The 14,161-nt window shown below is 37.7% G+C and carries 12 protein-coding genes, 1 tRNA gene and 1 other RNA gene; 8 read left to right on the top strand and 6 right to left on the bottom strand.

The window, feature by feature from the left end; all coding sequences use genetic code 11:
* Entirely contained in the window at nucleotides 1–2,196 is a 2,196-nt protein-coding gene (gene recG / locus WCQ00_00480) for an ATP-dependent DNA helicase RecG (GenBank protein MEI6042032.1), read from the top strand.
* Nucleotides 2,197–2,764: 568 nt separating this feature from the next.
* Here the strand turns inward: recG and WCQ00_00485 are convergent.
* Nucleotides 2,765–2,837, bottom strand: a tRNA-Ile gene (locus WCQ00_00485).
* Nucleotides 2,838–2,911: 74 nt separating this feature from the next.
* A complete protein-coding gene (gene ftsH, locus WCQ00_00490) occupies nucleotides 2,912–4,963 on the bottom strand; it encodes an ATP-dependent zinc metalloprotease FtsH (GenBank protein MEI6042033.1) in 2,052 nt (683 codons plus the stop codon).
* Nucleotides 4,964–5,589: 626 nt separating this feature from the next.
* On the opposite strand from ftsH, the gene smpB reads away from it, so the two are divergent.
* Both smpB and ssrA read left to right on the top strand, forming a co-directional pair.
* Complete coding sequence (gene smpB, locus WCQ00_00495) at nucleotides 5,590–6,039, top strand: SsrA-binding protein SmpB (protein ID MEI6042034.1); 450 nt, start codon at nucleotides 5,590–5,592, stop codon at nucleotides 6,037–6,039.
* 43 nt (nucleotides 6,040–6,082) lie between these two features.
* Nucleotides 6,083–6,481, top strand: a transfer-messenger RNA (tmRNA) gene (gene ssrA / locus WCQ00_00500).
* Nucleotides 6,482–6,757: 276 nt separating this feature from the next.
* Here the strand turns inward: ssrA and WCQ00_00505 are convergent.
* Nucleotides 6,758–7,537: a hypothetical protein gene (locus tag WCQ00_00505; GenBank protein ID MEI6042035.1), complete on the bottom strand. Its 780-nt coding sequence runs from the start codon at nucleotides 7,535–7,537 to the stop codon at nucleotides 6,758–6,760.
* Nucleotides 7,538–8,592: 1,055 nt separating this feature from the next.
* Here WCQ00_00505 and WCQ00_00510 point away from each other — a divergent pair.
* The 5 genes from WCQ00_00510 to rplT all read left to right on the top strand — a co-directional run bounded on the left by WCQ00_00510 (nucleotide 8,593) and on the right by rplT (nucleotide 11,219).
* A complete protein-coding gene (locus WCQ00_00510) occupies nucleotides 8,593–8,955 on the top strand; it encodes a hypothetical protein (protein MEI6042036.1) in 363 nt (120 codons plus the stop codon).
* A gap of 110 nt (nucleotides 8,956–9,065) precedes the next feature.
* Nucleotides 9,066–9,353 carry a DUF2103 domain-containing protein gene (locus WCQ00_00515; GenBank protein MEI6042037.1) on the top strand — a complete coding sequence of 96 codons (288 nt, stop codon included), beginning with the start codon at nucleotides 9,066–9,068 and terminating at the stop codon, nucleotides 9,351–9,353.
* A 566-nt stretch (nucleotides 9,354–9,919) separates the two neighbouring features.
* A complete protein-coding gene (infC, locus tag WCQ00_00520) occupies nucleotides 9,920–10,438 on the top strand; it encodes a translation initiation factor IF-3 (protein MEI6042038.1) in 519 nt (172 codons plus the stop codon).
* Between the two features lie 158 nt (nucleotides 10,439–10,596).
* The gene (locus WCQ00_00525; protein MEI6042039.1) at nucleotides 10,597–10,782 is read left to right on the top strand and encodes a 50S ribosomal protein L35; all 186 of its coding nucleotides are present in this window, start codon (nucleotides 10,597–10,599) and stop codon (nucleotides 10,780–10,782) included.
* Between the two features lie 44 nt (nucleotides 10,783–10,826).
* Nucleotides 10,827–11,219 carry a 50S ribosomal protein L20 gene (gene rplT / locus WCQ00_00530; GenBank protein MEI6042040.1) on the top strand — a complete coding sequence of 131 codons (393 nt, stop codon included), beginning with the start codon at nucleotides 10,827–10,829 and terminating at the stop codon, nucleotides 11,217–11,219.
* Nucleotides 11,220–11,299: 80 nt separating this feature from the next.
* Here rplT and WCQ00_00535 read toward each other — a convergent pair whose 3' ends face one another.
* Genes WCQ00_00535 through WCQ00_00545 form a run of 3 tightly spaced genes read right to left on the bottom strand, consistent with a single transcriptional unit; the run spans nucleotide 11,300 to nucleotide 13,827 of the window.
* Nucleotides 11,300–11,959 carry a hypothetical protein gene (locus tag WCQ00_00535; protein MEI6042041.1) on the bottom strand — a complete coding sequence of 220 codons (660 nt, stop codon included), beginning with the start codon at nucleotides 11,957–11,959 and terminating at the stop codon, nucleotides 11,300–11,302.
* 43 nt (nucleotides 11,960–12,002) lie between these two features.
* Nucleotides 12,003–13,424, bottom strand: coding sequence for an MBL fold metallo-hydrolase (locus tag WCQ00_00540; protein ID MEI6042042.1), 1,422 nt, complete (start codon nucleotides 13,422–13,424; stop codon nucleotides 12,003–12,005).
* A gap of 4 nt (nucleotides 13,425–13,428) precedes the next feature.
* Nucleotides 13,429–13,827: a hypothetical protein gene (locus WCQ00_00545; protein ID MEI6042043.1), complete on the bottom strand. Its 399-nt coding sequence runs from the start codon at nucleotides 13,825–13,827 to the stop codon at nucleotides 13,429–13,431.
* Between the last annotated feature and the right edge of the window lie 334 nt (nucleotides 13,828–14,161).

Genomic DNA, 14,161 nt, shown 5'->3' on the forward strand with positions numbered 1-14,161 from the left:
ATGACAGAAAAATCCACACACCTTAAATTCATAGACTATCCCATTTCATCAGTAATCAGGGTTACTCCTGATCAAGTTCCACACCTTAAAAAATTAAACCTTTTTACTGTTGGTGATATTCTAAGGCACTTCCCCACAAGATATGGTGGAACATCTGAAGCCCAATATATCAAAGACCTAATGGTGGGCCAAAGCGCTACAATATACGGAAGAATTGGAAAACTAAAAACGGGTAAAAGTTTTAAGAGTAAGATGGCAATGGCCGAGGGCGTGGTAACCGACAACACCGGAAACATAAAAGTCATATGGCTTCATCAACCTTACATTGCAAAACTAATTCAAGAAGGAAGTTTGGTGAAAGTTACAGGTAAGGTTACAAAAAGAGGTGAAACAAATGGAATGATGAATCCAGAAATAGAATCTGTTGGAACTCTGCCAGACCAAATTGGTAGAAACCTTTTTGCAGGCAGTGAAACACCAATAGAACATTTTTCGCCAGTATACCCAGAGACAAAAGGGGTGACATCAAAATGGATTTATCACACACTTCAGAGAATTTTTAAGAATCCCCTTTTTGAATCAATAGAGGACCCAGTTCCCGCTGACATTCTTAAGAAATATAATTTACCAGCACTTAAAACATCTCTTGTTTGGATTCATACTCCTCAAAAGGAATCTGATGCTCAGGTCGCTAGAAAAAGATTTGCATTTGAGGAAGTGTTTTATATTCAAATTAAAAATCAACAAGTTAGAGCTATGGCTGAAAAAGAAAAGGCTTACATAATTGAACCATCAAAAGAGACTCTTGGAGAATTCACTAGCAGATTCCCCTTTGCATTAACCACCTCTCAACAAAAATCAATTAAAGATATTTTGAACGATTTTAAAAAAGGCACCCCAATGTCCCGACTTCTTGAAGGAGATGTAGGTTCAGGAAAAACAGCCGTTGCAGCAACTACAGCATACGGAGTTGTGACAACAAGACCAAAAGGCAAGGACTCAAAAACACAAAACTTTGGAAACTTACAGGTTGCATACATGGCCCCCACAGAAATATTAGCAAAACAACACTTCGAATCTTTTATTCAGTATTTCAAACATATGCCAATTTCTATTGGTTTTATAAGCGGAACGGGATGCAGAAAATTTCCTTCAAAGGTTAATCAAGGTGGATGGACCGATATTTCAAGATCACAATTATTGAAATGGGTTGAGGGTGGTGAGATTGCAATACTAATTGGAACTCATGCATTAATTCAAAAGACAGTAAAATTCAAAGATCTGGCGTATGTAATAATTGATGAGCAACATAGATTTGGAACAGCACAGAGACAGAAGTTAGCACGCAAGCATGATGTTGTCCCCCATTTACTATCAATGACGGCAACACCAATTCCAAGAACTCTTGCCCTAACTCTTTATGGGGATTTAGATTTATCTTTGATTGATCAAATGCCCACAGGAAGAAAACCAATTATTACGGAAATTATTACTGAGCCAAAAAGAGATGCAACATATGAAAAAATCAAAAAAGAACTTGCTGAAGGAAGACAAGTTTATGTTATTTGTCCAAGAATAGAAGAAGCTGATCCTGACAAGGAGCAAGCTCTGAATGTTAAATCTGTTGTAGAGGAAGCAAAAAGACTAAAGCAAAAAATATTTCAAGAATGGAATATCGATATTCTTCATAGTAAAATGAAGCCTAAAGAAAAGGATGCGGTTATGCAGAGTTTTGAAAGAAAAGAAATTGATATCTTGGTTGCAACAAGTGTTGTTGAGGTTGGGGTGAATGTTCCAAATGCAACAATCATTTTAATTGAGGGTGCTGAGAGATTTGGTCTTTCACAACTTCATCAGCTTCGCGGGCGTGTTATCAGAAGTAATCATCAAGCATATTGTTATGTACTAAGTGACAGCAAGAGTGACAAAACAGTTGAACGTCTCAAGGCACTTAATACTGCAAAGAATGGATTTGAATTATCGGAGATGGATTTGAAGTTGAGGGGTACTGGAGAACTTTATGGAGGTAAACAATGGGGAGTAAATGATATTGGAATGGAAGCAATAAAAAATATTAAAATGGTGGAGGCAGCGCGAGCTGAGGCACAGAAATTAGTTAAGGAAGACTCTACCCTATCAAAATACCCTATACTTAAAAAAACAATTGATTCAAAAAGAGAAATACATTTTGAATAGAGAAAGTAGAAAAAAATAAACAAAATTGGAAATAGAAATACCCGGCCTCTCTTCGAGAGGCCGGGTATGTTTCTGAACATTCAGCCTCAGCTGAATGCGAACTCCCGCTGGAGAATATCATTAGCAGGCACAGACTTTACTGTGCGACTACGTGCAATTTGCTCGGAATCATAAATCATTTGATCAATGTACTGTCTCCATGTGGAAACGTACCTCAGCCCCCTCAGGCTGACACAGAACTTCAAATGTCTTTCCTCGCAGACTATTTCAACAACCTGAACAGACCCCTCCTCAGTACCACACTCCACATGAGATATTTCATCCAGCACCCTCATGTAACTTGTGTTTGAAATTGGGTATTCAACATCATTAACAACCAAGATGTGAACCTGACGTCCCACAACATGGTGTCCTGACAATGAACATTTAAACGACAATGAGCTAGTTTTCATCACATAGTTTCTGGTTAGTATGAATTATAGAATGAAGAAAAATCAGTGCATCTCACTGATTTAAATCCGTTTTTTATTATATACCTCTCCAAAAAATATTCAAGAAAAACCTTTTGTGCGAGCACTAGGATTCGAACCTAGGACCGGTCGTGTATAAGACGACTGCTCTACCAACTGAGCTATGCTCGCATGTGCCCATATTACACCACTTTTAATCTTTAGAAAAGGGCTGTAATAAATAGGTAGTCAACCCCATCTCACACCTATATAATCTCCGACTTCTTCTTTGGCATAATTCCATTAGCAACCAAAATTGCATCAAAATCAGCTTGTTCCAAAGTTTCTTTATCTATCAATGCAACTGAAATAGCATCCAAAACATTACGCTTTTCAGTTATAACATCAAGCGCAATCTTATATGAATCATTCATAATTTTTGAAATTTCTTGATCAATCACAGCTGCGGTTTGTGCAGAATATTCTTGCTCCCCCACCCCTCTTCCAGACATAGCTCTACCGTTTCCCTCTAGTGCGATTGGACCAATTTTATCTGACATACCATATCTTGTAACCATGTCGCGCGCCAAGGCACTTGCAACCTGCAAATCATTTGATGAACCAGTAGTTAACTCGTCAAAAATATGTTTCTCAACAACATATCCACCAAGTGAAACAACAATGTCATCCAAGAATTCTTTTTTAGATTGTAACTTTCTATCCTCAAGAGGAAGCTTCATTGTGTATCCAGCTGCACGACCACGAGAAATTATGGAAACCTTGTGAACAGGATCTGCATGTTCTAGAACTGACGCAAGCAAAGCATGTCCCGCCTCATGATATGCAGTCAATTCCTTTTCCTTCTTTCCCAATAAATGACTTTTTCTTTCAGGACCTAATAATACTTTTTCAATTGAACGAATCAAATCATATTGCCCCACCTTAGTTCTATCTTCTCTTGCTGCAAGAATTGCAGCTTCATTAACCAATGAATGCAAATCTGCACCAGACAGACCTGATGTACGTGATGCAATAACATCCAAATTAACATCCTCAGCAAGTGGCTTATTTTTAGTATGAACCTCAAGTATCGCTTCTCTATCTTTTCTATCTGGTAGATCAATAATTACTCTTCTATCAAATCTTCCAGGACGAAGAAGTGCGGGGTCAAGAACATCCGGTCTGTTTGTTGCAGCCATCATAATAACTTTTTCTGTTGGTTCAAAACCATCCATCTCAACAAGAATTTGATTGAGTGTTTGTTCACGTTCATCATTTCCTCCGCCAATTCCAGTTCCTCTAACGCGTCCTACTGCGTCAATTTCATCTATGAATATAATTGCAGGCGCAGATGCTTTTGCTAGCTTAAATAAATCTCTTACACGAGACGCTCCAACTCCAACAAACATTTCCACAAACTCTGCACCAGACACAGAAAAGAATGCGACACCAGCCTCCCCTGCTACAGCGCGGGCCAAAAGAGTTTTTCCAGTTCCAGGAGCACCAGTTAATAATATTCCCTTTGGAATTCTTGCTCCAATTTTAATAAATTTTTCAGGATTTTTTAAGAAGTCTACAATCTCCGCCAATTCTTGCTTTGCTTCTTTTGCTCCGGCAACGTCTTTGAATGTAACTTTTGCTTTTGTATCATCAGGAGAAATCATTCTTGCTCGAGTTTGTCCAAAGCTCATTGCTTGCATATTGGCACCACGTGCTTGTTTTGATATGTACCAAATTATGAAAATCAAAAATACTATAGGTAGTGCAAAGGGAATAATATTTGCAGCCCAGAACCATGCACCTCTATCATCCTTATTCTCTATTTTTACTTGAGATAATTTCAAAGGATCAACGCCAAGATTTTTTAATGAATCAGAAAGTGAACTTTGCGCTTCTTTTTGAGTTGTTTTCTTTAATACAGATGCAATTGCAGCAATAGAAGTTGACGACGTAGTCGCTGGGGTACCTACGGGAATTACTTCAGCAATTGCAGTTGATGAAGTTGCTACACCCAGGTATTCAATATTAACCTTATCCCCCACAACCTCAACTCTTGAAACTTTTCCATCATTTATATCTGTTGCAAGTTCTGACAAACTTATTTCCTTTATAACCTCAGGAGTACTGTAGAACAAAACGTACATAGCAATGATTGCTATGAAGATAAGGAATGTGGCAAAAAAATTATTTAATATTAAACCACCAACCTCGGGCATCTTTCTAGGTACCTTTGGTGACTTAGGTGTTTTTGATCCTAGCTTAGACTTTTGCGATAAGTCCTTACCCTGATTATCTTGCTTATTGTTGTCTTTTGTCATTTGGGCGAAGTATAGCAAATAAGAACTAAATTTACCACAATATACATTGACAAAATCCTAAAATTATGTATTATATGGTTCCCATTAGATGGGTTCTCAGGACGCCACGTCCCATAACCGACTCACGTTAGTTATTTGGCTTCTGCAGATTGCGTAAAGACCAGCTAGACGATACCTAGGCTCCAGCAGGACGAGCCTAAAGCTTTAACCGAAAAGCTGCCTAGGTGTTGTCAATCTTTCAAAATGAAGAATTGGCTAAAAGAGAGGTGTATGTTCTGCTCATGCCGTGCATCAGACAATCTAAAACACCCACAAATGTATTCAGTTTGTTTGTTTGACTGAATGCAAGAACGCAATAGGAATAGTTTACGTCACAATGAGATTTAGGCGGAACTAAAACCATATTGTTGCGGAAAGTTTGCTGACAACTGATTTGACTCTGCCCTCATCTGGTCACTTCAGGTCTCAGTAATTCTCTTTTAAGGTCTCTTCGCCACTATGGCGGGGAGACCTATTTTTTTACCTAAACAATCCTTAAATACCAACGCCTCGTCATTAATACTGCTTTCAAACTGTTTGGATATGATATAATACCAAAGCCCCATCAGACACCAAGGTCAATCAAAATGAAAATTTTAGTCAAAAATCAAAAAGTCTTCTTTAATTACGATATACAGGACAAACATGTTGCTGGTATTGAGCTTTTTGGTCATGAAGTAAAATCAATCAAGGGAGGCCGAGGTAGTATGGAGGGTTCATATATTATAGTTAGAGGAGGAGAAGCCTTTATAATAGGGCTAGATATACCAGCTTTTCAGGCAAACAATACACCTGATGGGTATGACCCAAAAAGGAACAGAAGATTATTGCTAAAGAAGAAGGAAATACTAGCTTTAGCAGAAAAGGAGAAGGAAAAAGGCTTGACGATAGTACCAATATCGTTGTATAATGATGGGCGCAGAATCAAACTTGAGTTTGGTATTGCAAAGGGAAAGAAGAAATTTGACAAACGTCAGACTATCAAAACCCGCGAGAGTAACAAGGAAATCCTTAGAACTCTCAAGGACGGAAGATAGGTACCCCCCTAATCAAAATAGGAGTACGGTCTGACAATAATATGGGGATGACATGCTTCGACACATGTCTGTATTCTTTATGTGCGTAACCGAGTGTCCTAGAATCTCGTTAAACTTCAGGAAACCTTAGATGCAAAAGCCCAAAAAGCAGTTGTTTCTCCATTTTTTGGAGTAAACAGCTTTGCATTTGCAACGGTTAGAGCCTAGCTCGCCCTCTTGCAACGTTCTTGTCTACTCTTTCTGTAGGTAGATAAAGGGCGCAATATATACAGGATAGGTTTGTAGAGTTTCTTAGACTACAATCCAAAATCAATAAGATCGGTGACGCTGCGTTTTGATACTTTTATAGTATCGTCACTTAAAACCAAAAAATTGTCTACGTTACGTAGACTCATAAAGAAACAACGTGTGCACGCGGGTTCAATTCCCGCCATCTCCACCGACAAACATAAGCCACCAAGCGTAAGCGAGGTGGTTTTATGTTTGGCGGATAAAGATGACCGCCAGGAATTGAAAGGCGGAAGAAAAGCTCTGGGAGAGGTTTTCTGAGCCGGGGTCGCGAGTACTTAGCGAAGACGAGCCATGCGAAGTCTGAGCTTAGTAACTCGTGACCAATTCCCGCCATCTCCACAAAAAAATCTAACCGCCGAAAGGCGGTTAGATTTTTGTAGTATGCTGCCGAACGCAGCCAGAGAATCGCAACATAACTTTGATTAAATTAATTTAAGTATAAAGTTTTAGTTTCTTTATTTAAAATATAATAAAGCATTCTTTTGTCATTTTCTCTAAGGTACCCCAATTTATTAAATAGAACTGAATAATTTCCAAAACTTGTATTATTCAACCAAACTGTCGCAGTAACATCAAGAGAGGTTCCATTGGCTATAAAACAGTATTGATTGCCTTCAAAGGGAATATTTTTCTTTGAAGTAGAGCAATTAACTTTGGATGATTGTATCCCCTTAAATTCCCCTCCTTTAATTGAATAAGAAATTCCAGTCAGACCCTTAGTTGAATCTGTTGTGGTCATTGGGATGTAAAAATCATCCCCTTTTGCAGTAACACGCAGACGAATTTCATAACCTCCATATCCAGGATATATTGTTTGCATTAAGTTTGGTTCTTCAACGACAAGGTTTGGATTGTTGTCTTGGACAGCCTCTGTGTAAGCTGGTTTTACTATTTGCTTGTCTTCAGTGGGAGACACAACTGTTGTCTTCTTATTTACAGATGTATTTGTATTAACATTAGATTTCGTAGTGGCTTTAATATTAGACGTAGATGAAGTCGACCTTTCCATGGTCTTATTATCATCTTTTAATTTATTTTCCAACTCTGCAATTTTATTTTCTAATAAAGAATTTTTTATCATCATGTCTTTTTGATAATCTCCATTATTTTTCCAACCAAAAATGTTTCCAAAATAAACAAGTGCCCCACAAATAATTAAAATGGTGACAACAATGGTTATTAGATAAATCATGAATTTATTTTTCATACTATAAGATTAAACTAAACTATAAAATTTACAAGTTGATTGTCCTAAAATATCATTACCTTAGCCTACTAGTGCGAGTTTAATTCCCCTATTGTAATACCTAAAATACAAAATACTACCTACAAACATAACTGTTATTTAACTGTTGTTGCATTAAAATCGCCTCAGACGCCTCAAATACCAAAGAACGTAGTTGGTTCCAACTTTCAGATACAATGTCCACAAAATTAAGGAACGAAGTGACTATAATTTTGTAGGACTCATCCGAGCACAAGCGAGGAGGAGTATCACAAAAAAATAGTTAAAACCCGTGCAAGCGGGTTTTTCCTTTACACAATAATTACACCGTAGAGGAAAACCGTACATATTTTACAAACCCCACATTGACAAATCTCAATTAAATGCTTTAATAATACTTGAATCAGCAGATCTTTGAGTGACGCATGGGGGGGGTGGAATTTGACGGTATCTTTGAGGATATTTATATGTCTTTAAAGTTGCCGTCAAACAAAACAGCAATCAACAACAAACCATTGTCACACATACAAAAATGAAAATATCGACGTTCCTCCTAATTGTCATAAGCGCAATTTTAATCAAGGCATTCACCCTACACATAGAATCCTCAAAAATTATATATGAACAACTCCGGTATTCCGAAGTTCAAACGGACAGGGCGCTAGAAAACCTTACTGCTTCAAACCCAACATTGACCAACGATTACTTGGTGTCAATGAAGGAATTGTCTAGTCAGATTAAGAAGGCTAATGATTTTAATCGCAAGACCAATGCAATTTTTGGCAGCACATTCTTCTTTCTTTTTCTACTTTTATACAATCTCGCTGTGCTCCCTATCTTTCGATGGAGGCGGCATCAGAGAAGAGTAAGACGTTTACTTGAAAGACAACATGCAACAGCACAGTCCGCAAGCGCGTAATTACCCCCCTGCATCATTCTGATGCAGGGGGGTTTATTGACACCTCTACCCTTCCGCTATAAGCTATCATCAGCTAAACAAACTGCCAGCGACAGTACAAAACAGAACCTTTAAAATCATGGACTCATTCAATGACCGTCTACTTTATTATATTGGTTTACTTTCCAATGCTGACGACTCATACTCCCCCATTCAAATTAAATCACTAGCACTCGGCGTGTTTGTCACCGAAGACCGTCGTAATAGAGTTACTATCTTCTTTGATTCAGAAGAGTGGGAACTTGTGGACAATGGACAACAACAATGGATTACAGCAGGTAAAGTAAGTAAATATTATGGTATTGGAGCATTATGTTTTAATGGACATGAAATGAACTTCTCTAATGTTTGTCGTTGGGCGAAAAAGAGCCTCCGTCCAATTTTTACAGGCACATGGAACCCCAAAGATACCCAAGCTAATATCCGTCTAGCGTTGAGCTAAAAATCCCCTGCAACCAACAAAGTCCCCTATGGCCTAATTGGCTACGGGGGATTTTATTTTAGATAATTACACAACAATACAACATGCTATACTAATCATAATATAAAAATATGGCTCCAAAATTCTCTTCCAAAAAACTAACCAGAAGTCACACTACCCTAACAGATGCAGCTGGTGTAATTGTTAAGCATGCATCTCAAATGCCGGAGGTTTCAAAGATAAGTTTGGGAATTATCAAACCAATTTCTGTTGGAAAACAGAGAATAAAATTCCTCCCCATAACTGGTGGTGTAAAATCTATAATTCGAGGAAACTCATCGATTCAAGAAATTTTTATATATACAAAAGAACCTAAAACTACAATCAAAGTTTTAACGGATTATTTTAATAGTAAGTAAGGATGTTGGGTAAGAATTAAAAAAATCTGTCCATCAAAAAATACTTGACACTTTTTTAGATAGTAGTAATATTCAAATTACCACAAAACGTGCTAGCGCACACAGTGGCTGTAGGAGTCTCCCTTAAGCTATGGGTCCAAACCCCATCAGACAAACGAGATGAATAGATGTGCCAAGTGGCCCCCGAAAGGGCAACCACCACAAAAGCAGTCAAACAGCCAATCAAGTGGTCACGGGCAACGGACGCAAACCAACATGAGGGATTCAATCATCCAATGGTAAACGTAACGCCCCAAGTTTTCTGTCCGGAGTGTGTTCCTCCCCGTGCTGGGTCAAGCAAGCTTTGTTCTTGGCGATCAACAGCTTAATCCAGCACGGGCGAGTTTCCCACTCTATCAGTCTGACTAGTTCAGACTCACGCCGTCCAACCAATAGGTTGGCGGTTTTTTATTACCAGTTTTGTCACCAGATTTTTATCACTAGTTTTATTACTAGAAACAACGTTCTTTTGACAATGTATATAGCCAAACTTTAAATCAAGTGCTATACTGCTTTTAATACAAAATATGGCAACACAAACAACACACGTAAGAATCAATCATCAAATACGCGCCTCAGAACTGCGTATGTTAGGACCTGAAGGAGAAAACTTTGGAATAATGAAATTTGACGACGCCATGGCCAAAGCCAGGGAGCTTGGAATGGATTTGATAGAGATATCCCCTAGAGCCAACCCACCAGTTGCAAAAATCATGGATTATGGTAAATTTCAGTACGACGAAAGCAAAAAACAGAAGCAGGCTAAAGCCAATGCAAAGAATTTTGAAGTTAAGAGTTTACAGGTAAAAATAGGCACAGGAGAGCATGATCTAGCTTTAAAGGCTAAGAAAGCCTCTGAATGGCTTGCGGAAGGTCATAGAATCAAGTTTGACCTCTTCCTACCTGGTAGAACTAAGTACCTAGATGAGAAGTTCTTGAAAGAGAGAATGGACCGTTTACTACACTTATTAAGCACTGACTACAAAATAGCAGATCCAGCTAAGAAAAGTCCAAAGGGTTTAACAATCATTTTGGAGAAGGCATAGTTGGTACTTTGCAGGTTTTATCCTCGCCTACCTTGTGATAGAGGGCTGTGGGCTCCTTACTCCACCTGTACATCAATCACGTTCGTCTTAAATTATCAGTTAGTAATAAATGAATCAGTCTATAGTACCTAGTATTAAGTCTAGTTCAAATCAAAAATATGAAGACAAATAAGTCCTATTCAAAACGTCTTAAGGTCACTAAAAATGGTAAAATCATTTCAAGAGCCAAGGGACAAAACCACTTCAATTCAAAAAACAGTGGTAGACAGGGAATCGCAAAAGGTCGTACAGTAGAATTTGTTATGAGCACTCGTGATAGACGTCGTTTCTTGGCGCAATCATAATTTCGCATAATCTTAAAAGATTTTAAAAACATAATCAAAAATATATGGTACGTATAAAAAAAGGTGTTACAGCTCTTAAAACAAGAAGATATATTCTTAAAGCAGCTAAGGGATTCAGAGGACCACGTAAGAGTAAGGAGAAGCTAGCAAATGAACAACTTGTTCATTCATACGCAGCAGCTTTTGCTCACAGAAGAGACAAAAAGGGAGATTTCAGACGTTTATGGAATGTTAGAATAAACGCAGCAATCAGACCTTTCGGAGTTTCTTACAGTAAATTCATAGGAATGCTAAAGGCACAAAACATTGAGCTAGACAGAAAGACTCTTTCTGAAATGGCCCAAAATGCTCCAGCTTCATTTGAAAGAGTTGCAAAGCAAGTTCTAGCTAAGGCTGGAACTGAGGCAAAGGAGGTAGTAGAGATATTAGAGGCGTAAGTTTCAAAATAACTAAATAAAAAAATACCCTGAGTTCATCACTCAGGGTATTTTTTTATGCCCCCCCATCTTACCTCATTCTACAAAACTCGCTCCCCTTTGCTTCCGCCCACTCCATCATCGTTCTTGTAAGCATGTAAATGTTTCTTCTCTTTTGGTAGCATATCTAGCAGTCTTTCAACAAGACGCTTTGGATTATCATCAAAAATAACATGAGTATTTGGTCTATGACTTTTCTCCATGAATATTTTAAGCAAATCCCCTGTCTCCCACTCCTTACTTGTAAGTATTCCAAGAGGTTTTTGATCTTCATAACAAACTGCGAACTCATGAAGTGTTCCAATTCTACCAGGGCCGATAATCACAGCGTCACATGAGCGTGTAAAAAGTAGATCTCTGCCGTTGTATCCAAAACCTGTATAGATTATAAAATCCATATAGTCCACAGGTAATCTGTAAACATTTATATGCTCATCAGCACTGGATGCTGGTGAAAAACCAACGGAAATACCACCGGATTCTTTACAACCAACAGCTGACCAGTATGGAAAACCTGTTGTTGCCCCCGTTATAAGTATTGCTCCTTGTCTTGTTATCTCTCTTCCAACCTCTTTTGCAGAAAGGTATACATCCTCATTTAGAAAACCCATGTCCGCAGCACCAGATACACCAATTTTTGGTATCAGGTGATTTTTTTTATTGGTGTTATTTAAGGAATTAGTTAAAGGATTGGGGTTCATATTTATTTTATTATACAGCTAGTTATCTAAAAAACAAAATAAATTATTCAAGCACTACAACATCCCCCTCTTCTGGATGTACAGCATTAACTCCATCGTAATCTCTTAGGCGTTGAGCAAGAAACAATGATGCATTAGTCTCTCCCATCACAACAAAAACTTTTTTCACAGTTTCAGCTGTATCTTTCACAAATTCAATCAAGTGATCAGAATCCTTATGAGATGAGTATCCATCAATATGTTCTATTCTTGCAGCAATCTTCACAAGTTGATCACCAATTTCAACTTCACTTGCTCCTTCGCTAATTTTTCTGCCCAAAGTTCCAACGGCTTGATACCCCAAAAACAAGATTGTATTATTTTTATCACCTAAGTAGTTTGCCTCATGATGAATTATTCTTCCACCATTAGACATTCCAGATCCTGCCATTATAACTTTTGGATTTGGTTCCTTAAGTATCATTTTCGACTGTTCCGCAGAATCGCTTATTCTTAGGCCTGGAAAGGCGAAAATATCATGCTTCTTTGAATCTATGGTTGCTTCTGAATTAAAATCCTTTCTCATCTTTCTGTAGATTTCTGTAACCTTCAAAGCAAGTGGTGAATCTAGATAAATTCTCATTGAAGGAATCTCCTTGTGATCCATAAGTTTATGAATTTCAAATAGAATCTCCTGAGTTTTCTCTAGAGAAAATGATGGCATAATTAATGTTCCATTTCTATTGAAATTATCAATTAAAACTTTCTTTAGCTTTTCCAATCTTACTTCATTATCCTCATGGTTTTTATCTCCATAAACACTTTCCATTACCAAATAGTCAGCGTCTGTAATTTTTTCTGTGTCATGCAAAAGTGGTGTTGGACTATTTCCTAGATCTCCTGTGAAAATAACTTTTCTTGAGTATTCCTTTCCTCCTACCTCCCCCTTGTAAGTAACCTCAAACATTGAAGCACCGAGTATGTGTCCAGAATCTTTTACGTAAACAGAATAGCCTGGAGCCAGTTCTAGATTTTTGTGATATTCAATTGTTTTCCAATTTTTAAAAGAATCCTCAACATCATGGGCGTCATAAAGCGGAACAAGTTGCTTTCTTTCTGCATCTTGAGTCACAATTTTAAGAGCGTCAGCTAACATTATTTTTGTAAGAGCTAGCGTTTCCGGAGTGGAATAAATAATGCCTCTAAAACCTTCTTTTACCAACTTTGGAATTCTTCCTATGTGGTCCATGTGGGAGTGAGTTACTAGCAGAAAATCACAGTCAGCAGGATCATATATAAAATCTTTATGATTATTAGCATCAGCATCATGACCCCCCTGCTCTAATCCACAATCAACAAGAATACTTGTGCCGTCTGGCCCAGTTAGCAAAAAGTTTGCCCCAGTTACAGAGCCTACTCCTCCACAAAAAGTTAGTGTTAACTTACCATCTGTATTAACTTTACTGTCCTGTTTTTTATTTGTCATGTTTTTATTTTTGCTGAATTTTTGTTTTATTAAATAAGAATCTCCAAAACCAAATTGATAAAGCTCCTCCGATTATATCATCAATTACATCTTTAATCGTATCTATTCTAGATAATGGACCAAGCCCGTCTGTAATTCTAAAGTACCATTCAACACATTCCCAAAACACACCAACAGCTATAGCTCCTAAAAAAACCAATAAAACTCTGTTCTTATTAATTTTACGATTATTAAAGTGCTCAATTCCCGTTTGAACAAATAGTCCAACCATTATTCCACCAAGAATATGCATCGGTATATCAAACCATGGAAAAAGCCAATAAACTTGGTAAAAATTGGCATAGTAATTCACCGTGATAATAAAAAAAGCTACAAATAATGAAAAGTAAAATTTTGTTCGCATAATGATATTAGGCTTATAATAACATTATTATTTCTGCTAATCTATTTTTCGACAGAAACACAACACCCCTTGCTTTTAGACAAGGGGTGTAATGTGAGATGCTGCAGGTGTCGTCCCTAGAGATAAACTAGGTGGGTGTTCTACAGTTAAAGCTGAAAGCCTTAAGTGACGCGAACTCCCTGATTAAAAAATCAAGCTAAGTCGACAAATGCGGCACCTCACCCATCATTATATTCTAATTAACAGTTTTGTAACTATTTACAAAACGATAAAATCTTAGCCTATTTCTGCCGTATATTTCTGCCGTATATTACAGGCTCATTAACAAGAATCC

It is taken from the genome of bacterium (assembly GCA_037127815.1).
Taxonomy (GTDB): Bacteria; Patescibacteriota; Minisyncoccia; order Phycocordibacterales; family CAIZLB01; genus CAIJKW01.